Annotated in this window: 20 protein-coding genes; 11 read left to right on the forward strand and 9 right to left on the reverse strand. The window is 67.9% G+C overall.

Annotated elements, in window-relative coordinates; all coding sequences use genetic code 11:
- Nucleotides 1-82: 82 nt before the first annotated feature.
- The gene (locus tag HNR24_RS02560) at nucleotides 83-589 is read left to right on the forward strand and encodes a DUF3145 domain-containing protein (protein WP_058889079.1); all 507 of its coding nucleotides are present in this window, start codon (nucleotides 83-85) and stop codon (nucleotides 587-589) included.
- 256 nt (nucleotides 590-845) lie between these two features.
- Here the strand turns inward: HNR24_RS02560 and fabF are convergent, their stop codons facing one another.
- From fabF to aceE, 6 genes are all read right to left on the reverse strand, one after another.
- Nucleotides 846-2105, reverse strand: a complete 1260-nt coding sequence (gene fabF / locus HNR24_RS02565) for a beta-ketoacyl-ACP synthase II (protein WP_182494930.1) — start codon at nucleotides 2103-2105, stop codon at nucleotides 846-848.
- Nucleotides 2106-2199: 94 nt separating this feature from the next.
- Nucleotides 2200-2445: an acyl carrier protein gene (locus HNR24_RS02570; protein ID WP_058889081.1), complete on the reverse strand. Its 246-nt coding sequence runs from the start codon at nucleotides 2443-2445 to the stop codon at nucleotides 2200-2202.
- Nucleotides 2446-2529: 84 nt separating this feature from the next.
- The gene (locus HNR24_RS02575; protein ID WP_246310664.1) at nucleotides 2530-3534 is read right to left on the reverse strand and encodes a beta-ketoacyl-ACP synthase III; all 1005 of its coding nucleotides are present in this window, start codon (nucleotides 3532-3534) and stop codon (nucleotides 2530-2532) included.
- A gap of 141 nt (nucleotides 3535-3675) precedes the next feature.
- Entirely contained in the window at nucleotides 3676-4599 is a 924-nt protein-coding gene (locus tag HNR24_RS02580) for an ACP S-malonyltransferase (protein ID WP_182494931.1), read from the reverse strand.
- A 91-nt stretch (nucleotides 4600-4690) separates the two neighbouring features.
- On the reverse strand, nucleotides 4691-5866 hold the full coding sequence (locus tag HNR24_RS02585; RefSeq protein WP_058889084.1) for a PucR family transcriptional regulator: 1176 nt from the start codon (nucleotides 5864-5866) through the stop codon (nucleotides 4691-4693).
- Between the two features lie 278 nt (nucleotides 5867-6144).
- The gene (gene aceE, locus HNR24_RS02590; protein ID WP_182494932.1) at nucleotides 6145-8883 is read right to left on the reverse strand and encodes a pyruvate dehydrogenase (acetyl-transferring), homodimeric type; all 2739 of its coding nucleotides are present in this window, start codon (nucleotides 8881-8883) and stop codon (nucleotides 6145-6147) included.
- Nucleotides 8884-9130: 247 nt separating this feature from the next.
- Here aceE and HNR24_RS02595 point away from each other — a divergent pair, with 247 nt between their 5' ends.
- Nucleotides 9131-9607, forward strand: a complete 477-nt coding sequence (locus HNR24_RS02595; protein WP_083504914.1) for a DUF3052 family protein — start codon at nucleotides 9131-9133, stop codon at nucleotides 9605-9607.
- Nucleotides 9604-10131 carry a redoxin domain-containing protein gene (locus HNR24_RS02600; protein ID WP_182494933.1) on the forward strand — a complete coding sequence of 176 codons (528 nt, stop codon included), beginning with the start codon at nucleotides 9604-9606 and terminating at the stop codon, nucleotides 10129-10131. The genes HNR24_RS02595 and HNR24_RS02600 overlap by 4 nt, the downstream gene beginning before the upstream one ends.
- On the opposite strand, the gene HNR24_RS13915 is transcribed toward HNR24_RS02600, so the two are convergent.
- Genes HNR24_RS13915 through HNR24_RS02615 form a run of 3 tightly spaced genes read right to left on the reverse strand, consistent with a single transcriptional unit; the run spans nucleotide 10110 to nucleotide 12987 of the window.
- Complete coding sequence (locus HNR24_RS13915) at nucleotides 10110-11246, reverse strand: COX15/CtaA family protein (protein ID WP_259392388.1); 1137 nt, start codon at nucleotides 11244-11246, stop codon at nucleotides 10110-10112. The two genes, HNR24_RS02600 and HNR24_RS13915, sit on opposite strands and share 22 nt — an antisense overlap.
- A gap of 8 nt (nucleotides 11247-11254) precedes the next feature.
- Nucleotides 11255-12016 carry an ABC transporter permease gene (locus tag HNR24_RS02610; protein ID WP_179442577.1) on the reverse strand — a complete coding sequence of 254 codons (762 nt, stop codon included), beginning with the start codon at nucleotides 12014-12016 and terminating at the stop codon, nucleotides 11255-11257.
- On the reverse strand, nucleotides 12013-12987 hold the full coding sequence (locus HNR24_RS02615; RefSeq protein ID WP_310735367.1) for an ABC transporter ATP-binding protein: 975 nt from the start codon (nucleotides 12985-12987) through the stop codon (nucleotides 12013-12015). Before HNR24_RS02615 ends, HNR24_RS02610 begins: the two co-directional genes overlap by 4 nt.
- A gap of 163 nt (nucleotides 12988-13150) precedes the next feature.
- Between HNR24_RS02615 and HNR24_RS02620 the strand changes: the two genes are divergently transcribed.
- The 8 genes from HNR24_RS02620 (at nucleotide 13151) to HNR24_RS02655 (ending at nucleotide 23170) form a co-directional block, all read left to right on the forward strand.
- Nucleotides 13151-14071 carry a helix-turn-helix transcriptional regulator gene (locus HNR24_RS02620; RefSeq protein ID WP_182494934.1) on the forward strand — a complete coding sequence of 307 codons (921 nt, stop codon included), beginning with the start codon at nucleotides 13151-13153 and terminating at the stop codon, nucleotides 14069-14071.
- Nucleotides 14068-15525 carry a Fe-S cluster assembly protein SufB gene (sufB, locus tag HNR24_RS02625; RefSeq protein WP_182494935.1) on the forward strand — a complete coding sequence of 486 codons (1458 nt, stop codon included), beginning with the start codon at nucleotides 14068-14070 and terminating at the stop codon, nucleotides 15523-15525. Before HNR24_RS02620 ends, sufB begins: the two co-directional genes overlap by 4 nt.
- Before the next feature lie 138 nt (nucleotides 15526-15663).
- The gene (sufD, locus tag HNR24_RS02630) at nucleotides 15664-16953 is read left to right on the forward strand and encodes a Fe-S cluster assembly protein SufD (protein WP_179442574.1); all 1290 of its coding nucleotides are present in this window, start codon (nucleotides 15664-15666) and stop codon (nucleotides 16951-16953) included.
- Between the two features lie 102 nt (nucleotides 16954-17055).
- On the forward strand, nucleotides 17056-17817 hold the full coding sequence (gene sufC, locus HNR24_RS02635; protein WP_179442572.1) for a Fe-S cluster assembly ATPase SufC: 762 nt from the start codon (nucleotides 17056-17058) through the stop codon (nucleotides 17815-17817).
- A gap of 11 nt (nucleotides 17818-17828) precedes the next feature.
- Complete coding sequence (locus HNR24_RS02640) at nucleotides 17829-19163, forward strand: cysteine desulfurase (protein ID WP_310735368.1); 1335 nt, start codon at nucleotides 17829-17831, stop codon at nucleotides 19161-19163.
- Nucleotides 19163-19621, forward strand: coding sequence for a Fe-S cluster assembly sulfur transfer protein SufU (sufU, locus tag HNR24_RS02645; RefSeq protein WP_182494936.1), 459 nt, complete (start codon nucleotides 19163-19165; stop codon nucleotides 19619-19621). Before HNR24_RS02640 ends, sufU begins: the two co-directional genes overlap by 1 nt.
- A gap of 141 nt (nucleotides 19622-19762) precedes the next feature.
- Nucleotides 19763-20095 carry a metal-sulfur cluster assembly factor gene (locus tag HNR24_RS02650; protein ID WP_058889463.1) on the forward strand — a complete coding sequence of 111 codons (333 nt, stop codon included), beginning with the start codon at nucleotides 19763-19765 and terminating at the stop codon, nucleotides 20093-20095.
- A gap of 126 nt (nucleotides 20096-20221) precedes the next feature.
- On the forward strand, nucleotides 20222-23170 hold the full coding sequence (locus HNR24_RS02655) for a helix-turn-helix transcriptional regulator (protein WP_182494937.1): 2949 nt from the start codon (nucleotides 20222-20224) through the stop codon (nucleotides 23168-23170).
- Nucleotides 23171-23231: the final 61 nt, after the last annotated feature.

Below are 23231 nucleotides of genomic sequence, written 5' to 3' on the forward strand. Positions count from 1 at the left end.
TGCAGGAGAGTAGAACCATCAGCCATCTGGCTGCTGTCTGGTCGTAGGGGAAGACGTACCAACAGCACAGTGGAGGATGGATATGTCTCAAAATACGGCCCGAGGTGTGCTTCACATCCATTCGGCGCCTGCCGCGCTCTGCCCTCATGTCGAATGGGCGGTGTCCTCGGCGGTCGACTCGCGAGTGGATTTCACATGGCACCCTCAGCCTGCCGCGCCCGGTGACTTCCGCGCGGAGCTCTCCTGGGAGGGCCCCGCTGGACTCGGTGCCACCCTGGCCTCTGCGCTGCGCGCGGTGAACCATCTGCGTTTCGAGGTCACCGAGGACCCCTCGCCAGGCTGCGACGGCGGACGCTGGTCGCACACGCCTGAGCTGGGCATCTTCCACGCCACCACCGATGTGCACGGCAATATCGTGGTGTCCGAGGATCGGATCCGCTACGCCTACGAGATGGGCGCCGGCGACCCCTCCGTGGTCTATCAGGAGCTCTCCCTGGCCCTGGGTGAGGCCTGGGACGAGGAGCTCGAGTCCTTCCGCCACGCGGCAGAGGGAGCACCGGTCCACTGGCTGCACCAGGTGGTCAGCTGAGCGGAGGCCTGCGCGGCCTGCGTCCTCCACCGCAGCCCGCCGGCCCTGCAGCGCCAGGCCAGCACTAGCACAGACTTGCCGCCCAGCGCCCCCGTCGGGGGCCATCGCTTCCCAGCCGCGGCAGCTTCCTTGTGAAGCAGCGAAGACCCCCGGTCAGAATCCCTGAGGATTCCGGCCGGGGGTCTTTTCCTGCGCGGCGGCGCCCGCCGATGATCGGGTCCTTCGCGGGGGAGCGGCTCCGCCGGGGTGGAGCGGCTCAGTAGCTGCGGAACGCGGCCACGGCGTTGTGCCCGCCGAAGCCGAAGGAGTTGCACAGTGCGACCTGCTGGCGGTCTCCAAGCTCACGCGGTTTACCGGCGACCACGTCGAGCGGCATCTCCGGGTCCTGGTGCTCCAGGTTGATGGTGACCGGGGCGCGCCGCTCGTGCAGGGCCTTGACGGTCAGCACTGATTCCACGGCACCGGCCGCTCCCAGCAGGTGCCCGGTCTGGGACTTCGTCGCGGAGACGCAGATGTTCTCCAGGTGGTCACCGAAGACCGCCTTCAGGGCTGCGTACTCCGGCTTGTCACCGACCGGGGTGGAGGTGGCGTGAGCATTGACATGGGTGACCTCGCCCAGCTCGGCGCCGGCAGAGTCCAGCGCCCGGCGCAGGGCACGCGAAGCCCCCAGCGCCTCCGGGTCCGGAGCGGTGATGTGATGTGCGTCCGAGGTGATCGCGGATCCGGCCAGTTCGGCATAGATCGTCGCGCCGCGAGCCTTCGCGTGCTCCTCGGTCTCGACCACCAGAGCGCCTGCCCCCTCGCCCATGACGAAGCCGTCACGGTCCCGGTCATAGGGTCGGGACGCCGCTGCGGGGTCGTCGTTGCGCTTGGAGAGTGCCTGCAGCGAGCTGAACGCCGCCATGGGCAGCGGATGGATGGCGGCCTCTGTGCCACCGGCCAGGACGACGTCGGCGTCGCCCTTGCGCAGCATCTCCAGGGCCACGTCCAGCGCCTCGACGCCGGAGGCGCAGGCCGAGACCGCGGTGCGCGCGCCGCCCTGAGCGCCCAGGTCGAGGCTGATCGCCCCGGCGGCGCCGTTGGGCATCAACATCGGGACCGTCATCGGCATCACCCGGCGCGGCCCGCGCTCGCGCAGAGTGTCCCAGCTGTCGAGCAGCGTCCAGACCCCGCCGATGCCGGTGGCGAAGGAGACGGCGACCCGCTCGGGGTCCAGGTCGTAGCCTTCATCGCCGGGGCGACCGAGGCCGGCGTCTTCCCAGGCCTGCCGGGCGGCGACCATGCCCAGCTGCGTGGAGCGGTCCATCCGACGGGTCTCGGGCTTGGAGAGCACCTCGGCCGGTTCGATGGAGACCTCCGCGGCAAAGGTCACCGGCAGCTGGTACTTCTCGACCCAGTCGTGCTCCAGGGTCTTGGCCCCGGGCGTGCCGGCAAGTGCGTTGGTCCAGAGCGTCTGCACGTCGCCGCCGATGGGGGTCGTGGCGCCGAGACCGGTGATGACAAGACGACGTGTCATGGATCTACCTCAATGAATGTGGGAGAGCAGGTGGGGGAGTGGAGGGGAGGGCTCGGCGCTGCGCCGCAGCCCTCCCGCTCGGATCAGAGCTGGATCAGCCCTTGGCGTTGGCGATGAAGTCCACGGCGTCACCGACGGTGGCCAGGTTCTTGACCTCTTCGTCGGGGATCTTGACGTCGAACTTCTCTTCGGCGTTGACCACGATGGTCATCATCGAGATCGAGTCGATGTCCAGGTCCTCGGTGAAGGACTTCTCCGACTGGACCTCTTCAGTCTCCAGGCCGGTCTCTTCGTTCACGATCTCTGCCAGGCCTGCGAGGATCTCGTTCTTGTCAGCCATATCAGCGGCTCCTTTTCTGTAGGTGGTTCTTCGGGTTGAGGATGGATCTGTTCCGGGTCTGCCACGCAGGCCCGGACCCGGGGTCTAGGGCAGCCGGATGACCTGCGTGCCGTAGACCAGTCCGGCTCCGAAGCCGATCTGCAGAGCAAGACCGCCGGAGAGTTCTGGGTTCTCCTTGAGCAGACGGTGCATGGCCAGCGGGATCGAGGCCGCGGAGGTGTTGCCCGCGTCCACGATGTCTCGGCCGACCTTCACATGCTCAGGAAGCTTCAATTGTTTGACCATCTCGTCGATGATGCGCATGTTCGCCTGGTGCGGGACGAACGCCACCAGGTCATCGGCGGTGATCCCGGCGGCGTCCAGCGCCTGCTGAGCCACCTTCGCCATCTCCCAGACGGCCCAGCGGAAGACGGTGGGCCCGTCCTGGCGCAGCGTGGGCCAGTACCGGTTCTCGGCGTCGAGCAGCTCGGTCGCGTCCTGAGTCTCCCGCGCCCGAGACAGGGCGTCGCGGAAGTTCAGCAGCGTGCTGTCCATCGCCACGGCTTCCCACTTCTCGCCGTTGGAGCCGAGGATCGAGGGGGAGATCCCGGGTTCCTCTGAGGGACCGATGATCGCCGCCCCGGCGCCGTCGCCGAGGAGGAAGGAGATGGTGCGCTCATGGTTGTCGATGAAGTCCGAGAGCTTCTCCACGCCCACGACCAGGACGTAGCGGGAGAGCCCGGCGCGCACCATGGCGTCGGCCTGTCCGATTCCGTAGCAGTACCCGGCGCAGGCCGCGGAGACGTCGAACGCCGCCGCCGGGGTGGCACCGAGGCGGTGCGCGAGGTCGGCGGCCGCTGAGGGGGTTGCGAAGGGATGCGTGACGGTGGCGACGATGACTCCGCCGAGCTGATCCCCGGAGATCCCGGCGTGCTCCAGCGCCTCCCGGGCGGCACCTTCGGCCATGTCCACCACGGAGACCTCGCGCGGGGCGCGGTGCCGGGTCTTGATGCCCGTGCGCTTCTGGATCCATTCGTCGGAGGAGTCGATCCACTGGCAGATCTGCTCGTTGTCGATCACGACGTCGGGACGATAGGCACCCAGGCCCATGACACGGGTGCCCGCTATGGCGGTGGGCTGCTTCAGAGCTGGAGTCACGTCAACGTCCTTCATAGGTCATGGGCGGGCAGCTGCCCGGCGGGGTCGCCGGAGCAGGGGGTCTGTGGGCCCGTGGAGCACGGGCCCTTCGGCTCAACCCGCATGCTCGGCGATGAATTCCGCAGCGGCGTCGATGTCTGCGGGAGTCTTCACGGCCAGGGACTTCACGCCCTTGAGCCCGCGTTTGGCCAGGCCGGTGAGCGTGCCGCCGGGCAGCAGCTCCAGGACGCCGGTGACCTCGGCGTCTGCCATGGTCTCCATGCACAGGTCCCAGCGCACCGGTCGGGTCACCTGATCCACCAGGCGTTGCAGGACCTCTTCTCCAGAGGTGACATAGCCGCCGTCGCGGTTGGAGATCAGCCGGTGGAGGGGATCGGTGACCGTGAACTCGGCTGCGGCGGCGGCGAGGGACTGCTGCGCGGGAGCCATGAAGTCGGTGTGGAACGCGCCGGCCACCGTGAGTGGGATCACCCGGGCGCGAGTCGGTGGGTTGGCCTCGAGCGCTGCGAGCTTGTCCAGCTCCCCGGCCGCGACGATCTGCCCCGGGCCGTTGGCGTTGGCGGGGGTCAGCCCGGCGTCGGCGATCGCCTGCCGGACCTCGTCCTCTGCCCCGCCGACCACGGCCGCCATGGAGGTGGGCACCGCGGCTGCTGCGGCCGCCATTGAAGTTGCGCGCACCTTGATGAACTCCAGCGCCTGCTGGTGGGTGAGCACCCCGGCCAGGACCGCGGCGGGAACCTCTCCCACGGAGTGTCCTGCAAAGAGCACCCGCTCCGGGTTCAGCGCCGAGAGGTCCAGCGCGGAGGCGTTGAGCAGGGAGGCCGCCACGATCAGCGGCTGAGCGACGGCGGTGTCTCGGATCGTCTCGGAGTCAGAGACGGTCCCATGGGTGACCAGGTCGGTGCCGGAGTGCTGGGAGTAGGCGTCAAGTGCGGCGCGGGAGGCCTCGTCACGGATCCATTCCGAGAGGAAGCCTTGGGTCTGGGACCCCTGTCCGGGGCAAACTATGGCAAGCACAACTCCAACTTCCCATATGGGGGGTGGTTTTCGGCGGTCATGGGCTCACCAAGCTCGCACGTGGCGTTTGTAGGTACCCTACAACGCGTGGTCAGAGGCGTCCTACGGCGAGGGCGGTCTGCAGCACGTAGGCGTCTCGCGGGTTCACCGGGTCCCACCCGGTGACATCCGTGACCCGGCGAAGCCGGTAGCGCACGGTGTTGGTGTGGACGAAGAGCTCGCGCGCCGTGGCCTCCAGCGAATGGCCGGCCTCCAGGTAAGCGGTGACGGTCTCGAGCAGCCCGTTCCCGGCCGCGCGGAGCACCTCGAAGATGCTCTCGCGCAGCGCAGTCTTCGCGGTCTCGTCCCCGCACAGCGCCCGTTCCGGAAGCAGGTCCTCCGCGGCCACCGGGCGCGGGGCGGAGGTCCAGGCCCCTGCGGCGCCGAACCCGATGAAGGCTGACTGTGCGCTGGCGTGTGCCTGACTGATCGACCCGGCGAAGCTGGCGAAGACCACCTGGCCTGCGCCGAAGCGCGGGATGATCCGCTCCAGGCCCGCCTCGAGCTCGGTGACCCGGCCCAGGAGCAGGATCAGCCGGTCACCGTGGACCCCGACGACAGCATCGGCGGAGAAGCGCACACACTGCCGGCGCAGCTGCGAGATGAACACGGCGTCGGCCTGTTCCGGGGCCTCCCCGACGACGACGACGACCCCCTCGTGGCTGCGCCACCCCACGGCCGCGGCCCGGGAGGCGATCTGCTCCGCAGGCTCCCCGCGCAGCACCGCGTCCACTAGGAGCGCCTCCAGGCGGGAGTCCCATGCCCCGCGGGACTCTGCGGCGCGCGCGTAGACGTCCGCGATCGCGAAGGCGACCTCACGGGAGTAGCGCAGCACCGCCTCGAGCATCAGCTGCTGATCCTGGGCCGGGACCAGGCCGGGCAGTCGCTGCTCCACGGCTTCGACGATGCTGCGGATCAGCTGCAGCGCACGCTGCAGCGAGATGGTGCGCATCAGGTCGGTCGGGGCGCTGCCGAGCAGTTCGTTGACCAGGGGCAGCGAGCGTGAGGAGGGGTTCTCCAGCCACGTGATCAGCCCCCCGATGCCGCGCTGCGCGATCAGGCGCAGCGAGGCGCGCTCATCGGTGCTCAGCTGGCGGTACCAGGTGAGGGTCTCTTCCAGATGGCAGTTGACCTCGTGGGTGAGGTTGCCCGCGTCGGAGCGGAGCACCTCCAGGGCCTCCCAGGAGACCGGTACGGGCCCGGGTGTCGTCGGAGCAGATGCAGTCATGCTCTGGAGCCTAGGGCGTGTGCCGGTGACCCGCCAGTTGTGCGATCCCTACAAACACCGATCCGAGGGTGGTGGAGGGCTGCTCAGGGGCCTGCGGCACTCAGCGAGGCGGTCCGCGCCACGGTGCGGTCCAGCAGCGCGGCAGGCCCCGGCGGCATGGGCCCAGCAGCGCGGCAGGCCCCGGCGGCATGGGCCCAGCGACGCAGAAGGGCCCGGAGCTGCTGCTCCGGGCCCTTCTGGCGCTCATCTGAGCCCCGGCTCAGCCGGGGTGGTGGGGATCAGCCGTCTTCGACCTCACCGGAGGCGCCGGCGTTGACGTTGCCCAGGTCGTACTTCTTCATCGCCTCGACCGGGACGGAGGCGTCGATGTCGCCGTCCTCGGCGAGCATCTGCAGCGCGCGCACCACCATCGAGTGGGCGTCGATCTTGAAGTGCCGCCGGGCTGCGGCCCGGGTGTCGGAGAAGCCGAAGTCGTCGGCGCCCAGCGTCGCGAAACGGTTCGGCAGGAACTGCCGGATCTGATCCGGGACCTGCGTGGCGAAGTCGCTGGTCGCGATGATCGGACCCTCGGCGCCTTCCATCTGCTGGGTCACGAACGGAACCTCGGGCTCCCGCTCGGGGTCCAGCATGGCTGACTGCTCCACATGCAGCGCCTGGCGGCGCAGCTCGTTCCAGGAGGTCACCGACCACACATCGGCGGAGACGCCCCACTCCTCGGCGAGGATCTCGGCGGCATCCTTGGCCCAGGGCACACCGACTCCGGAGCCCAGGAGCTGGACCTTCGGGCCGTCCTGCTCCGAGACGGAGAGCCGGTAGATCCCGCGCTTGACACCTTCGATGTCCAGGCCCTCAGGCTCGGGAAGGTGCTGGACCGGCTCGTTGTAGACGGTGATGTAGTACATCACGTTGTGGTCACCGTCATGATCGCCGTACATCTCGTACAGCCCGTTCTCCATGATGTGCGCGATCTCATAGCCGAACGCGGGGTCGAAGTGCTTCACCGCGGGGTTGGTCGCCGCCAGCAGCGGGGAGTGCCCATCGAGGTGCTGCAGACCTTCGCCCACCAGCGTGGTGCGCCCGGCCGTGGCACCGATGATGAAGCCGCGGGCCAGCTGATCCGCCGCAGCCCAGAAGGAGTCACCGGTGCGCTGGAACCCGAACATCGAATAGAAGATGTAGAACGGGATCATGGTCTCGCCATGGGTGGCGTAGGAGGTGCCGGCCGCGGTGAAGGCCGCAGTGGCTCCGGCCTCGTTGATGCCCGGGTGGATCATCTGACCCTGCGGGGACTCCTTGTACGCCAGCATCAGCTCGCGGTCCACGGAGATGTAGTTCTGCCCCTTGGGGTTGTAGATCTTCGCCGTGGGGAAGAACGAGTCCATCCCGAAGGTGCGTGCCTCATCCGGGATGATCGGCACGATCCGGTGCCCGATGTTCTTGTCCCGCATCAGATCCTTCAGCAGCCGGACCAGCGCCATGGTGGTGGCGGCCTTCTGCTTGCCGGAGCCCTTCTTGGCCTGCGCATAGGTCTTCGCCTCGGGAAGGATCAGCCCTTCGCCGGCGGTGCGACGCTCGGGAACCGATCCACCCAGGCCCTGACGACGCTCGAGGGTGTACTTGACCTCCTCGGAGTCCGCACCGGGGTGGTAGTACGGCACGTTGTAGGGATCGGCTTCGATCTGCTCGTCGCTGACCGGGATCCGCAGCGTGTCGCGGAACCGCTTGAGGTCATCGACGGTGAGCTTCTTCATCTGGTGGGTCGCATTGCGCCCCTCGAAGCTCGGGCCCAGTCCGTAGCCCTTGACCGTCTGGGCCAGGATCACGGTGGGCTTGCCGGTGGCTTCTGTGGCCGCCTTGTATGCGGAGTAGACCTTCTTATAGTCGTGTCCGCCGCGCTTGAGGTTCCAGATGTCGTCGTCGGACATGTCCGCGACGAGCTCCTTGGTCTTCGCGGACCGGCCGAAGAAGTGCTCGCGCACGAAGGACCCGGATTCCGCCTTATAGGTCTGGTAATCGCCGTCGAGGGTCTCGTTCATGACCCGAACCAGCTCGCCGTCCTCGTCCTTGTCCAGCAGCTCGTCCCACTCGCGGCCCCAGAGCACCTTGATCACGTTCCAGCCGGCGCCGCGGAAGAACGCCTCCAGCTCCTGGACGATCTTGCCGTTGCCGCGCACCGGACCGTCGAGGCGCTGCAGGTTGCAGTTGACCACAAAGTTCAGATTGTCGAGCTTCTCGTTCGCCGCCAGCTGGAGCAGCCCGCGGGATTCCGGCTCGTCCATCTCTCCATCGCCCAGGAACGCCCAGACCTGCTGCTCCGAGGTGTCCTTGATCCCGCGGTTGTGCAGGTACCGGTTGAACTGGGCCTGGTAGATCGCGTTCATCGGACCGATGCCCATGGACACGGTCGGGAACTGCCAGAACTCGGGCATCAGCCGCGGGTGCGGGTAGGAGCTCAGACCGTTGGGGGCCTTCGAGCGCTCCTGACGGAACCCGTCGAGCTGGGCCTCGGTCAGCCTACCCTCGAGGTAGGCGCGGGAGTAGTTGCCGGGGGAGGAGTGCCCCTGGAAGAAGATCTGATCCCCGCCGCCGGGATGATCGGCGCCGCGGAAGAAGTGGTTCAGGCCCACCTCGTAGAGGGTGGCGACGCCGGCGTAGGAGGAGATGTGCCCTCCGACCGAGATGTCACCGCGCTGGGCACGGTGGACCATGATGGCCGCGTTCCAGCGCAGGATGCGGCGCACCCGGCGCTCCATCTCCTCGTCGCCGGGGAAGTCAGGTTCCTGGTCCACCGGGATCGTGTTGACGTAGTCAGTGGTGGTGACCATCGGGACCTCGATGGACTTCGCCCCGGCCCGCTGCAGCAGGGAGCGGATGATGTACTCCGCGCGCTCGGTGCCGTGGAATTCCACGAGCTGGTCAAAAGACTCCAGCCATTCCTGGGTCTCCTCCGGATCCAGGTCCGGGAGTTGGTTCGTCAGTCCGCTGCGGATATGGGAGTTCTCTTCACCAGCGCTCACGGGTCACCTCTCAAGGGGTAAGGGTGGCGGGTCATGCGCTCCGCGGACAGGGATGTGCCACGGGCGGGACCCACAAGGTCATCTGCCGCCGGTTGTTTGGCGGCCGAATTTCAGCTCAACTCTACCCGCTCAGGTGGTGTCGCACTTCCCGAACCGACAGGGGTCCGCGTAACGTTGCTGGTGGCGGCCCCTTCCCTTGCGGAGGAGCCGCGCTCCAGACGCTAATGAAAGAGGAAGGGAACCTCAGGTGAGTCAGGCTTCTGCAGCCGAGGATCCGTCGGGCATCGCGACGGACCACAAGAACGACGCCGGAACGAACGTCGTCTCGCTCGGCGACCTGCTCCAGGAGCTCGGGCTCAAGCCCGACTCGCTGGTCCAGGAGATCGGTGTGGATGAGGACGTCGACGACGACTTCCGTGACCGTCTGGAGGACCTCCTCGACGAGGAGCTGCTCGACGAGGACGTCCAAGAGGTCGTCGACGCCGTGCTGGTCTGGTTCCGAGACGGCGACGATGACCTCACGGACGCGCTGGTGGACGCCCTGGCCACCCTGGACGAGGGCGGCGTGCTGTGGCTGCTGACCCCGCGTTCGGGTCGCGAGGGCTATGTCGCGCCGGTGGAGATCCAGGACGCGGCGCCGAACGCCGGACTGCATGTCACCTCCTCCGCCGGAGTGAGCACCCACTGGGCCGCCACCCGGTTGATGGGCCGCAAGAAGCAGTGACTGGCTCGCGGCTCCCGAGGATCGGCGAGCCGGCGCCGGAATTCTCGGGGCGCACCCAGCACGGGGAGGTGCTCGAGCTTGATCAGCTCCGTGGCACACCGGTGCTGCTGCTGTTCTACCCCTTCGCCTTCAGCCGGGTCTGTGACTCCGAGCTGCAGGCCCTTGCGGCGCGCCGAGGCAGCATCCGTGAGACCTCGGCGCGCGTACTGGCCATCAGCTGCGACCCGATTCACAGTCTGCGCGCCTACGCCGAGATGCTGCGCTCCGAGCACCGGGCCGACCCGGCATCTGATTCCGACCCTGCCTCCCGGGCCGGTGAGCTGAGCTTCGATCTGGTCAGTGACTTCTGGCCGCACGGCGAGATCGCCCAGCGCTACGGCGCCTTCGATCCGGTCACCGGGGCAGCCCAGCGCATCAGCTTCCTGTTGGACTCAGAGCTGCGCCTGGCGAAAGTCGACTCGGTTCCCGCGACTCAGACGCGGGACCTCGACGCGACCCTGGCTCAGCTGGCGCGGCTGGGCTGAGCAAGTCCCGGATGGCCGGCCGGCTCGGCCGGAGCGTGGGAGAGGCCCCGGGTGCGATACCGGGCGCGGTAGCTGTCGAAGACCGCAGTGGCGGTGACCACCAGCAGCGCCGATCCCAGCATGTGCAGCCCGACGAGCAGGACCGGCAGCCCGGTGAAGTGCTGGACGTATCCGATGACGCCCTGGGCGATGATGATGACGAAGAGTCCCCAGGCGCTGCGCCGCTGGTTCGCCGCGGCGCCGATCTGATGCTGGCGCACCAGAAGCGCGATCGCTGCGAAGCACAGCACGTAGACCGGGACCACATGCATCCGGGTCACCAGGTCCGGGTCGAAGAGATGCCGCGGCGACCCGGGGTCCCCGGCGTGCGGGCCGGTTCCGGTGACCACAGTGCCCAGGAAGACCGAGACCCAGGTCGAGATCAGGATCACCGGGGCCATCGCTGAGGTCACTGCGTCGGAGGGGCCGTGGCTCATCCGGATCCCGGCCACGCCGTCGCGGTCTGCCGAAGTCCCAGCGGCGGAGCTGGTCTGGAACTCCGGGCCGGACCCCGCGTCGGAGCCCGCGGTGGCGCTTTGAGTGGCGGCCGGGCCCGCCTGCTGCCCGGCGTCCTGAACGGCTTCGCGGGCCACCCGCCGCTCCAGGCGGATCCGATTCAGCAGCATGGTAGAGACCATGACCAGCGCCGCGGAGAGCAGGAAGTGCAGCCCCACGATCCAGGGGTTCAGGTTCGTCCACACAGTGATGCCCCCGATGACGGCCTGCAGCGGGATCCCGGCCAGGATCACCAGGCTCATCCGGAACAGCGCACGGTGACTGCGCCGCAGCCGCAGCAGCGCGAAGAACATCAGCGCGCAGATCAGCACCAGCACGTAGGTCAACAGCCGGTTTCCGAACTCGATGGCCCCGTGCAGTCCCATCTCCTGGGTCGCGACCCAGGACTCCGGGGTGCAGCGCGGCCACTCCGGACAGCCGAGCCCGGAGGCTGTCAGCCGGACCGCGCCTCCGGTGAGGATGATGGCGATGTTGCTGACCAGCGTCGCCCAGGCCACCACCTGGGTGGCGCGGGTGATGCGCGTGGGCAGGTTGTTGCGAAAGGCTTCGATCATATTCATCGGGAACTTCATCGCCAGTTGAACCACCTTCGTGCGGCCAGGACGGCCAGTGCGGCCCACCCGGCGAGAATCAGAGCTTCCAGGACAGGGAACGAGCCATCGAAGGACGCGGAGCGCAGGCCCTCACCCAGCGCTGCGGAGGGAAGCAGCAGCAGCAGCGCCCCGGCGCCGTCGTGGTTGAGCGGGAACACCGAGCCGCCGGCGGCGCCGAGCAGCACCCAGATGACATTGGTCAGGGCCAGGGTCGCCTCGGCGCGCACCGTGCCGGCCAGCAGCAGCCCCAGCGCGGTGAACGCGGTGGCGCCCAGGACGACGACGACGCCCAGCCACACCAGTCCCACCGGGTCTGGGCTCCACCCCAGGATCAGCCCGGCGGCGCCGATCACCAGCACCTGCACGGCGACCACCGCGAGCACGGCGATGGCTTTGCCCAGGATCAGGCCCGTGGCTCCCAGGGGTGTGGTGGCCAGATACGCCAGCACCCCGTACTGCCGTTCGAAGCCGGTGGCGATGCCCTGGCCGGTGAACGCCGAGGCCATCACGGCCAGGGCCAGCACGCCGGGGGTGATCACATCGATGCTGGGAGTCCCGGCGGAGGTGATCAGCTCCAGGCGATGGGCGCCGAAGAGCACCAGCAGCGGCAGGATCAGCGAGACCAGCAGCTGCTCGCCGTTTCGCAGCACATTGCGGGTCTCGTAGAGTCCGTGCGCAAGCACCCGGCGGATGGCCGGGCGCGGCGCCGGCGCCAGCGGAGCGTGCAGAGAGCTCATGCGGCAGAGACCTCCCAAAAGACGTCTTCCAGTGTGCGAGCCTCCATACGGACCTCCACGGGCATCATGTCGATCAGCTCCCACCAGGCCGCGAGTTCGCGAAGCTGTGCCGGGCCGGTCAGGCGCGAGGTCGTCCAGGTGGCACCTGGGGCGTTATCGGTGCCGCCGTCGAGCTCGATGCTCACCGGTGCGCTCGCGATCTCGGCGCGGGTCAGGGTTCTGGCCGCCGTGAAGACCATCCGGCGCGCCGCGCCGTCGGTGGACCCGGTGCCCGCCGACCCGGCGCCGGTGAGCTCGGCGACGGATCCGTGGCGCACCACTTCGCCGTCCTTGAGGATGAAGACCGAATCCGCGAGCTTCTGGGCCTCCTCGAGCAGGTGGGTGGTCAAGACGATGCCCATTCCCATTTCCCGGAGCTCCCCGATCAGCGCGAAGACGGTCTGCCGGGACTGCGGGTCCAGTCCGGCGGTGGGCTCGTCCAGGAAGACCACCTCGGGGCGGCCGAGCAGACTGGCGGCCAGCGCGACCCGCTGCCTCTGTCCGCCGGAGAGGCGGCGGATGGAGGTGCGCAGGAAATCACCCATGCCCAGCCGCTCCACCAGGTCCTCCACCGGCCAGGGGTTCTGGTGCAGGGCAGCCACATGATGAAGCAGCGCGCGGGGCTGGACCGATTGCGGCATGCCACCGTCCTGGAGCATCACCCCGACCCGAGCGCGGAGCTTCGCGTCAGCCCGGAAGGGGTCCTCGCCCAGCAGCGCGACGGTGCCCTGAGAGGGATGCAGCAGTCCTTGGGCGCAGCTGAGCGTGGTCGTCTTGCCGGCGCCGTTGGGCCCGAGCAGGACCGTGACCTCCCCGGAACGAGCCGTGAGGTCCACGCCGCGCAGGATCTCCTTGAGTCCCTGCGGGCTGCGAGCTGAGCCGACGGCATAGCGCACGTGGCGCAGAGTCAGACAGGGCGAAAACTGGGGCACCGCACCAGTCTACATTTCTACACCCCGTAGAAGATCGCGGGGGACGCTCCGGGTCCTGTTCCACGTGCTGGCGATGCGACGCCGGGACCAGGCCTGCGGGCACTGAGCACTACTTAGGTCGACCTTGCTGGCGGCTTTGTTCTGAATAGGTCAGAATAGAGTCATGTATTCGCCCGCGTCCGAGTCTGCCGCCGCAGCGCCTGCCTCACCTGAGGTGGACGCAGCCGAGCCCGGCGCCCCGGCCGAGGTGATCCGCGAGGCGGAGAGCACCACCCGGCAGCGGGTCCTGCAGCTGGTGGTCGAGGAGGGCCCGATCAGTGCCGCCGCACTGGGGGACCAGCTCCAGCTCACCGCAGCCGCGGTGCGCCGCCACCTGGACGCGATGACCGAACAAGGCATCCTCGAGGTCAAGAATGTCACGACGCGGCGCCGCGGGGCCGGCCGGCCCTCGCGACGCTACGTGGTCTCCCAGCGCGGCCAGCGCACCATGGGTGATGACTACCTCGGCCTGGTCAAGACCGCACTGGGGCTGCTGGAAGAGGGACCCGCCGCTCCCGAGGCGGAGATCTCCGCAGCGGCCGGGCTGGCCCGGGAGTACTTCTCCGACTTCGAGCGGCGCTGGGAGCCGGAGCTCTCCGCGATCGAGGACCTCGATGCGCGCACCGAGCGTCTCTCGGAGCTCTTCAACGAGGCCGGGTTCGCCGGGTTCACCCGCCTGGTGGGCCGAGACAACCCACTTCTGGCCATGCAGTCCACCCAGCTGTGTCAGGGTCACTGCCCGATCCGGGAAATAGCCGCGGCCCATCCGGTGTTCTGTGAGGAGGAGACCGATGTGATCTCCCGCCTGCTCGACGTCGATGTCAGGCGGCTCTCCACACAGGCGGCCGGTGCCCATGTCTGCACCACCCACGTCCCTGTGGGCCGCGAGAAGCTCGCCGCAGAGCAGCGGGCGCGTGCCGCTGCCAGCGCAGAGGCAGAACTACAGATCAGCGCCGCAGACGGTGCGACACATCAGTCGCGCAAGGTCAGCGGCGGACGAAAGCGAATCGTCATCTCCCCCCGTCAACAAGAGAGGTTGTCATGACCGAGCAGATCCAGCGCGAGAACGACCAGGGGGTCATCTCCGACATCTTGGAGCGCAACCCCGAGCTCCACGGCATCGGATCCTACGAATACGGCTGGTCGGACTCCGACACCGCCGGAGCCAACGCCAAGCGTGGCATCGACGAAGCGGTCGTGGAGGACATCTCCTCGAAGAAGAGCGAAGCCGAGTGGATGCTCAAGCTGCGCAAGAAGGGCCTGAAGTACTTCCAGCGCAAGCCTATGCCCATGTGGGGTGCTGACCTCTCCGGGATCGACTTCGACAACATCAAGTACTTCGTGCGCTCCACCGAGAAGCAGGCGAAGACCTGGGAGGATCTCCCCGAGGACATCCGCAACACCTACGAGAAGCTCGGAATCCCCGAGGCCGAGCGTGAGCGTCTGGTCTCCGGCGTCGCAGCCCAGTACGAGTCCGAGGTCGTCTACCACCAGATCCGCGAGGACCTGGAGGAGCAGGGCGTGATCTTCATGGACACCGACACCGCCCTGAAGGAGCACCCTGAGTTCTTCGAGGAGTACTTCGGCTCGGTCATCCCGGTGGGCGACAACAAGTTCGCGGCGCTGAACACCGCCGTGTGGTCCGGCGGCTCCTTCGTCTACGTCCCCAAGGGCGTGCACGTGGAGATCCCGCTGCAGGCCTACTTCCGGATCAACACCGAGAACATGGGTCAGTTCGAGCGGACCCTGATCATCGCGGACGAGGACTCCTACGTCCACTACATCGAAGGCTGCACCGCTCCGATCTATGACTCCGACTCGCTGCACTCCGCCGTCGTGGAGATCGTGGTGAAGAAGAACGCCCGCGTTCGCTACACCACCATCCAGAACTGGTCCACCAACGTGTACAACCTGGTGACCAAGCGCGCCGTGGTCGACGCCGGCGGCACCATGGAGTGGATCGACGGCAACATCGGGTCCAAGGTGACCATGAAGTACCCCGCCGTCTACCTCACCGGTGAGCACGCCAAGGGCGAGACGCTCTCGGTGGCCTTCGCCGGCGAGGGCCAGCACCAGGACACCGGTTCCAAGATGGTCCACATGGCGCCGAACACCTCCTCCACGATCGTCTCGAAGTCCGTGGCCCGCAATGGTGGACGCGCGGCGTACCGCGGTCTGGTCCAGATCAACGAGGGCGCCTCGAACTCCGCGAACTCGGTGGTCTGCGACGCCCTGCTGGTGGACACGATCTCCCGGTCCGACACCTACCCGTACATCGACATCCGCGAAGACGACGTCACCCTGGGCCACGAGGCCACGGTCTCGAAGGTCTCTGAGGACCAGCTCTTCTACCTGATGGCCCGCGGCCTGGCCGAGGACGAGGCCATGGCGATGATCGTGCGCGGCTTCATCGAGCCGATCGCCCGCGAGCTGCCCATGGAGTATGCCCTGGAGCTCAACCGCCTGATCGAGCTGCAGATGGAAGGCTCGGTCGGCTGACCCAGCGTTCTCCAGGCAGCCTCCCAGCCGCCCGGTCCCGCACAGGAGCCGGGCGGCTGGGGCCTGCCGTCCACCGCAGCGCCTCCGTTGAACCGCGCACGCAGACCCGCGCATGAAGAAACAAGGGAAGAGAAACACATGACGAATTCCGCGTCCGCCGATCAGGCGGAACAGGTCGCAGGAGTCGAGGTCGGGGAAGCCCGCATCACGATCCCCGGCATGAGCGAGGAGGGCGAGAACCTCGCCACCGCCCATGAGGAGACCGAACACACCCATGGCGGCCTCGGCGAGTCCACCGTCAAGGCCAAGTCCGGCGGCTCCCGCGCCGACCGCACCACCAGCCTGGACGTCGCCGACTTCGCCGTGCCCACCGGGCGCGAGGAGGAGTGGCGCTTCTCTCCGCTGAAGAAGCTGGGCCGGGTGCTCTCCGACGCGGCCACCCAGACCCCGGTGCGCCTGAAGGTCCGCAACCTGGCCGAGGGCGTCACCCAGGGCGAGCTCGCCCAGGCCCAGTCACCGCGCGGCACCGTGTTCTCGGCAGCCGATCGCGCCGCCGTCGTCGGGTACAGCCAGACCGAGAAGGCCGATCACATCAAGGTCGCCGCCGACACCGAGCTGACCGAGCCGGTGTTCCTGGACATCACCGGTGAGGCCGCCGGCCAGCGCGCCAACGGGCACCTCGTGCTCGAGGCCGGCACGCACTCCAAGGTGGTCTTCGTCATGGAGCACCGCGGCTCCGCCGATGCCAACCTCAACGTGGAGGTGATCGCGCGCGACGGCTCCGACGTCACCGTGGTCTCCCTGCAGCGCTGGGACGAGGACGCCATCCACGTGGGCCAGCAGGACGCCGAGGTGGGTCGTGACGCGAAGTACAAGCACATCTCGGTCACCCTGGGCGGCGAGGTCGTGCGGCTGAACTCCAACGTCCGCTACGCGGCCGAGGGTGGGGAAGCGGCCATGTATGGTCTTTACTTCGCCGATGCCGGCCAGCACCTGGAGCACCGCAGCTTCGTGGACCACAACTCCCCGCGGAACAGCTCCAATGTGCTCTACAAGGGCGCACTGCAGGGCCAGGACGCGCGCACCGTCTGGGTCGGTGACGTGCTCATCCGCAAGGCGGCCGAGGGCACCGACTCCTATGAGAAGAACCAGAACCTGATCCTCACCGACGGCGCCCGCGCCGACTCGATCCCGAACCTGGAGATCGAGACCGGACTCATCGAGGGTGCAGGACACGCCTCCTCCACCGGACGCTTCGACGAGAACCACCTGTTCTACCTGATGGCTCGCGGCATCCCCGAGAAAGAGGCCCGCCAGCTCGTGGTGCGCGGGTTCCTCAACGAGATCGTCCAGGCCATCGGCGTGGAGTCGATCGAGGACAGCGTCCAGCAGGATCTGGAGAACGAACTGAAGATCGCCGGCTTCTAGAGACAGCCTCCGCTGCCCGGTCTCAGCTGACCCCCGGGGCCGCCGCGGCTCGTTCGCTCCATCATCAACACCTCACAGAACCAAGCAAAGGACACGCAAAGAATGTCTACTCTCGAGATCAAGGACCTGCACGTCTCCATCGAGACCGAGCAGGGCTCCAAAGAGATCCTCAAAGGCGTCACCCTGACCATCAAGTCCGGCGAGATCCACGCCATCATGGGCCCCAACGGCTCCGGGAAGTCCACACTGGCCTCCACCATCGCGGGGCACCCGCGCTACCAGGTGACCTCCGGGACCATCACCATGGACGGCGAAGACGTGCTGGAGATGTCCGTGGACGAGCGAGCCCGCGCAGGCCTGTTCCTGGCCATGCAGTACCCCGTGGAGGTCCCCGGGGTGACCATGACCAACTTCCTGCGCACCGCCAAGACCGCCATCGACGGCGAGGCCCCGAAGCTGCGCACCTGGACCAAGGACGTCCGCGGCGCCATGGAGAAGCTCAAGATCGACGCCGACTTCGCCAACCGCAACGTCAACGAGGGCTTCTCCGGCGGTGAGAAGAAGCGCGTGGAGATCCTGCAGATGGAGCTGTTCAAGCCCAAGTTCGCCGTGCTCGACGAGACCGACTCCGGTCTGGACATCGACGCCCTGCGCGTGGTCTCCGACGGTGTCAACCGGGCGCACTCCGAGAACGACATGGGCACCCTGCTGATCACCCACTACACGCGGATCCTGAACTACATCACCCCGCAGTTCGTCCACGTCTTCGTCGACGGCCGCGTCGCCGAGCAGGGCGGGCCGGAGCTGGCCGACGAGCTCGAGGCCAACGGCTACGACCGTTTCCTCGCCCCGGTCCAGGCCTGAGCAGCACAGTGTTGAATCCAGACACCATCAGGGCTGACTTCCCGCTGCTGGGCCGCACGGTCCGCGGCGGGAAGTCCCTGGTGTACCTGGACTCTGGGGCCACCGCGCAGAAGCCGCAGCAGGTCATCGACGCCGAGTCGGGGTTCTACTCCCAGACCAATGCTGCGGTGCACCGCGGGGCGCACCAGATCGCCGAAGAGGCCACCGAGGCCTACGAGACCGCCCGTGAGACGGTGGCCGGCTTCCTCGGTGCCGACACCGATGAGATCGTCTGGACCAAGAATGCCACCGAAGCGCTGAACCTGGTGGCCTACGGCTTCCTCAATGCCAGCCTCGCCGCCGCGGCGGGACCTGCCAGCCCCGCCTTCGAGGCGGTCAGCGCGCAGGCCCGGTCGCGCTTCGCGCTGACGCCGGGGGATGAGATCGTGGTCAGCGAGGCTGAACACCACGCGAACCTGGTGCCCTGGCAGCAGCTGGCCGCGAAGACCGGCGCCACCCTGCGCTGGATCTCGGTCACCGCCGAGGGGCGCCTGGATCCGGAGAGCTTCTCGGTGATCGGGGAGCGCACCCGGGTGGTGGCCATCACGCACGCATCCAACGTCACCGGGGCGATCACCGATGTCCCCGCGCTGGTGGCCCGAGCCCGAGCCGTGGGTGCCTACGTGGTGCTCGACGCCTGCCAGACCGCCGCGCACATGCCGGTGGACTTTCATGGCCTGGACGTCGACTTCGCGGCATTCTCCGCCCACAAGATGGTGGGACCCACCGGCGTGGGCGCCCTCTACGGCCGTGCCGAGCTGCTCCAAGACCTGCCGCCCTTCCTCACCGGAGGGTCCATGGTGGAAGTGGTCACCATGGAGTCCACCAGCTTCATGCCCCCGCCGCAGCGCTTCGAGGCCGGGACCCAGATGGTGGCTCAGGTGGTGGGCTTCCGCGCCGCGGTGGAGTACCTCGATGCTCTGGGCATGGACCAGGTGGCCGCCCATGAGCAGCAGATGACCGAGCTGCTGCTCGAGGGCATCGCCTCGGTGCCCGGGGTCCGTGTGCTGGGACCCGCAGATGCCACGGATCGGCTCGCCGTCGTCGCCTTCGAGGTGGACGGGGTGCACCCGCATGATGTCGGCCAGGTGCTCGACGACGCCGGGATCGCCGTTCGGGTGGGCCACCACTGCGCGCAGCCGATCCACCGTCGCCTGGGCGTGCATGCCTCTGCCCGAGCCTCTGCCGGGGTCTACACCACCGCGGCCGATGTCGAGGCCTTCATCCAGGGGCTGCACGAGGTCCGCAGGTTCTTCACCCCGTCTGAGGTCGCCGGCGGGCGCGCACCGAGAGGGGTCTCCAGCTGATGGCCGATGCGATGGAACAGCTCTACCAGCAGGTCATCCTGGATCATGCCCGCGCGCGTCAGGGCGCGGGTGAACTCCTCGACTATGGCGGGGAGTCCTTCCAGATCAACCCCACCTGCGGGGATCAGGTCACTCTACGGGTGAACCTGGATCCGGCAGGAGAGACGATCCTCCAGCTCGGGTGGACCGGAGAAGGATGCTCCATCTCCCAGGCCTCGCTCTCGGTGATGCATGAGCTGGTCACCGGGCACCCGGTGACCCGCGCCGAGGAACTCGGCGGGTACTTCCGGGACCTGATGGCGGCCCGCGGGAAGGAACTCGATGCCGTGCGGCAGGAGGCCCTCGAGGATGCCTCGGCCTTCACCGGTGTGGCACGCTATCCGGCACGGATCAAATGTGCTCTGCTGGGATGGATGGCGCTGCGCGACGCCCTGGTTCAGGCGCGCGGCCGGGCATAGACCCGAAGCCGACACGGTTGAAACCGGCAGAAGCTGCCACGCCCTGACACCACAGCCAGCCGCAAGGCTGCGGCAACACCGCCTGAGATGACACGCAAGCCCCGCACAGATGCAGAGAACTTCGAAGGAAAGGAGCGCACCATGAGTGACGCGCCCGCTGCGGCTCAGACGCCGCTGGAAGACGTCGAGGAAGCCCTCAAGGACGTGATCGACCCGGAGCTCGGGATCAACGTCGTGGATCTGGGCCTGCTCTATGGCCTGAACTACGCCGAGGACGGTGCCCTGCTGATCGATATGACGCTGACCACCGCCGCCTGCCCGCTCACCGATGTGCTCGAGGAGCAGGTCGGACAGCATGTGGGCAGCCTGGTCGATGAGTGGCGGCTCAACTGGGTCTGGATGCCGCCGTGGGGCCCGGAGAAGATCACCGACGACGGTCGGGAGCAGATGCGCGCCCTGGGATTCAATATTTAGATTTGAACTAAATCTTCCCGTCAGGCGTTTTCCTGGGAAGAACCGTGACATAAGCTGTGCCGAAGCAGGTGGCATCCATGTCTGTACCCTGAAGCGGACAGGGTGCCACCTGTGACGGGAGCTTTGATGTCGAGATTGACCACGTTTCTGGGCCGGGAGTCCGAGCTGGCCGCGATCACTGCGGCCGCCTCTGCCGTCCGTGCGTCCGGGGAGCCGCGATTCATCCTGATCGAGGGGCACCCGGGCGTCGGGAAGACCGCCCTGCTCAATGAAGCCGTCTCCCGGCTCACCGGCTGGTCGCGAGCCAACGTCTACCTCGACGCCGCAGATCAGGAGAGCCCCGGATACGCCGCCACCCATCTGCTGCGCAAGAAGCAGCGCCTGCGAGCCCCCACCGAGAAGGCCGGGCTCGCCGCTCTGATCCAAGAACAGGCCGATGGCATCACCGAACCCGTGGTGTTGGTCATCGAGGACCTGCAGTGGATGGACTCCCTCTCCGCGGACGTGATCTATCAGACGATCCGCGAGGTGGAAGACGTGCCGATGCTCTCTCTGGTCACCGGACGCCTGAGCACACGCCCAGAGCTGCTGCGTCTGACTCGTTACACCCAGACGGCCGGAGAGGCGCAGCGCATCGTGCTGGAGCCCTTCAGCCGGGCCGAGCTGCGCGCCCTGCTCCAGCGCGAGACCGGACTGCCGATCAGCAGCAACGTCGCCGGCCGGGTCCACGAAGGCACCGGCGGGCTGCCGGCATTCGTGAACTACGTGATCGAGAAGCTCACGACCCAGGAGGAGGCAGTCAGTGCCGCCGCCCTGGACGCGGCGCTGCGGGATCTGGAGAAGGGTCTGGGCCCTGCGAAGACCCAGCGGCTGCTCATCCGGCAGGTCGCCGAGGAGGCCCCCGAGGACGTACGGCGTGCGCTCGGCATGCTGGCCCTGGCCCGGTACCCACTCGCCGTGCACGAGCTGCGCGAGCTGCTCGGGACCGACACCCTCGATGTGGAGGCGCTGCGGGAATCCAGCCTGGTCCAGGAGTCGATGAAGTCCGGGCGGTTCTCCCTGCAGCATCGGATCTTCGCCCGGTGCCTGGTCGCGGATCTCCCCCGGGAGCAGAAGGTCGACCTGCACATGCGTCTGGCCCGGATGGAGGTGGGCCTCGCCTCGGTGCGCCATCAGGCCCATGCGGCGCTGCTGGATCCTTCGGTGGCGGATCGCCCGGCGATCGTGACAGGGCTGAGCGATGCCGCGAGTCTGGCCAGCCGGTCCGGTGAGACCGCCGAGACCTTGGAGCTCTTGCGGCTGGCCTTCGAGGTCGAACGCTCAGGCGCCACGCTGGAGGCGCTGGCCTTCGCTGCGCTGCGAGCCGGCACCTGGATCGACATCGAATCGACCAGCAGCTGGATGCACACCCACGATGACATCCATCCGGTGCTGCGCCGCGGGGTGCTGGCCCGCGAGAGCCTCATGCGAGGTGACCTCGAAGGCACCCTGGGCTTCCTGGCAGGGGGACTCGATCTCGCCGCCGCCTCGCCCAAGGCGCTGCTCTCCTATGCGGACACCGTGCTGCAGGCCTCCCGCATGGCGGGGCTGCGCGGGTCGTACTGGCACCTGTTCAAGGTTGCCGAGCGCACCGTCGAAGCCCTGGCGAGCCTGGAGGCGCAGCTGGCTGCGGCGGAACCGATCCAGGACACGGCAATCACGGCGCCCGAGGAGCTGCTGGCGGAGGCCCGAGGGCTGCGCGCGAGCCTGCAGCTGTGGCGTCTGCTCGAGGGGATCGGCGACGCCGAACAGCCACACTCGTTCTCCAGCGAGGTGGAGGTGCTCCTGGAGGACCTCCGTCGGGTCCCGGGCACGGAATCCGCCCAGATGCTGCTGCTGGTGGCCCGCGGAGCGCTGCTGCGCACCGCAGGCCACCCCACTGAGGCGTACGCGGACCTGATCACCGCCATCGAGAACTGGCCCGGACGCAATCGCCGGGCACTGGCCCAGGCGCATATCCACATGACCTACCTGCTCTTCGAAGCGGGACTGTGGGGCGAGGCGCAGACCTTCGCGGAGTCGGCAGCCTCCGAGGTCCTGGACATCACCGAGGACAACATCGCGCCGATGGCCTTCAACGCCGCGCACCTGGTTCCCGCCGCGCGCGGTCACCGCGAGGAGCAGGACTGGCCCTTCGATCTCCGGGCCCATATCGGCCGCATGACCGGCACCAGCCTGGGCAAGGCCGGCTGGGGGTTCATCGAGGCCTGGGGAGCCACCTCCGCCCAGGACCACGAGCGGGTGGTGAGCAGCGTGCTCGCGCTCCAGGTCGAGCTGAACATCTGGTCCCCAGCGATCACCCCCGCGGTGCTCCTGGGCCGCTCGCTCTTCCATACCGGCCGCGCACAGGCGCTGCCCGCCCTGATCACCAAGATCCGCGGCGAGGAGCACTCCGCGTCGGTGCAGCGTGACTACGTGCTCCGGCACCTGCGCGGACTCTCCGCCCTGGGCGCGGGCAAACACCCGGCGGCCTATGAGTACCTCAGTGCCGCCATGTCCACGGTCTCAGGGATCCCGTCGCTGAAGTCCACGCATGTGTCCGGCGACGGCGGGGCGCTGAGCATCTACCGGGGTCTGCTCGCACTGGACCTGGGTCACTGTGTGCTGCTCGGCATGGAGTCCCTCCAGGAGAAGGTGGGCGAGGCTTCAGAATGGGTGCTCTGGGCCGCCTCGATGTTCCAGAGCTGCGGAGCCGAGGGCCTCTTCCACCAGGCCGACGAGGTGTTCCGGGCGCTGCGCAAGCCGGGCTCGGGCGCCAACGCCGGCAGCGAGCGGCTGCGCATCATCGATCTGCCCGAGGGGCTCAGCTCCAAGGCCCGTTTCGCGCTCAGCGCGCTGACCACCCGGGAACGCGAGATCGCCCTGATGGTGGGTCAGGGGCTCTCCAACAAGGATGTCGCCGAGGAGCTGGTGCTCTCGGTGCGCACGGTGGAGTATCACGTCGCCAATGCCCTCGGAAAGCTGGCGCTGGAGTCCCGCCATGCCCTGCGGCGCATGCTCCAAGGTGAGGATGAGGGCGACCTGCGCTCCGCCTGAATCGCCTCGACGTCCTGCCTCTGACCTGGGCGACTTGATGATGCAAGCAATTTCAGCGTTC

The organism is Nesterenkonia sandarakina, assembly GCF_014138825.1.
In the GTDB taxonomy this organism is placed as follows: domain Bacteria; phylum Actinomycetota; class Actinomycetes; order Actinomycetales; family Micrococcaceae; genus Nesterenkonia; species Nesterenkonia sandarakina.

Bases quoted from the DNA above. Each gene is read 5' to 3' on its own strand.
- HNR24_RS02560 (WP_058889079.1), top strand. From the start codon at position 83: ATGTCTCAAAATACGGCCCGAGGTGTGCTTCACATCCATTCGGCGCCT.
- fabF (WP_182494930.1), bottom strand. From the start codon at position 2,105: ATGACACGTCGTCTTGTCATCACCGGTCTCGGCGCCACGACCCCCATC.
- HNR24_RS02570 (WP_058889081.1), bottom strand. From the start codon at position 2,445: ATGGCTGACAAGAACGAGATCCTCGCAGGCCTGGCAGAGATCGTGAAC.
- HNR24_RS02575 (WP_246310664.1), bottom strand. From the start codon at position 3,534: ATGGGCCTGGGTGCCTATCGTCCCGACGTCGTGATCGACAACGAGCAG.
- HNR24_RS02585 (WP_058889084.1), bottom strand. From the start codon at position 5,866: ATGACTGCATCTGCTCCGACGACACCCGGGCCCGTACCGGTCTCCTGG.
- HNR24_RS13915 (WP_259392388.1), bottom strand. From the start codon at position 11,246: ATGAATATGATCGAAGCCTTTCGCAACAACCTGCCCACGCGCATCACC.
- HNR24_RS02610 (WP_179442577.1), bottom strand. From the start codon at position 12,016: ATGAGCTCTCTGCACGCTCCGCTGGCGCCGGCGCCGCGCCCGGCCATC.
- HNR24_RS02620 (WP_182494934.1), top strand. From the start codon at position 13,151: ATGTATTCGCCCGCGTCCGAGTCTGCCGCCGCAGCGCCTGCCTCACCT.
- sufB (WP_182494935.1), top strand. From the start codon at position 14,068: ATGACCGAGCAGATCCAGCGCGAGAACGACCAGGGGGTCATCTCCGAC.
- sufD (WP_179442574.1), top strand. From the start codon at position 15,664: ATGACGAATTCCGCGTCCGCCGATCAGGCGGAACAGGTCGCAGGAGTC.
- sufC (WP_179442572.1), top strand. From the start codon at position 17,056: ATGTCTACTCTCGAGATCAAGGACCTGCACGTCTCCATCGAGACCGAG.
- sufU (WP_182494936.1), top strand. From the start codon at position 19,163: ATGGCCGATGCGATGGAACAGCTCTACCAGCAGGTCATCCTGGATCAT.
- HNR24_RS02650 (WP_058889463.1), top strand. From the start codon at position 19,763: ATGAGTGACGCGCCCGCTGCGGCTCAGACGCCGCTGGAAGACGTCGAG.
- HNR24_RS02655 (WP_182494937.1), top strand. From the start codon at position 20,222: ATGTCGAGATTGACCACGTTTCTGGGCCGGGAGTCCGAGCTGGCCGCG.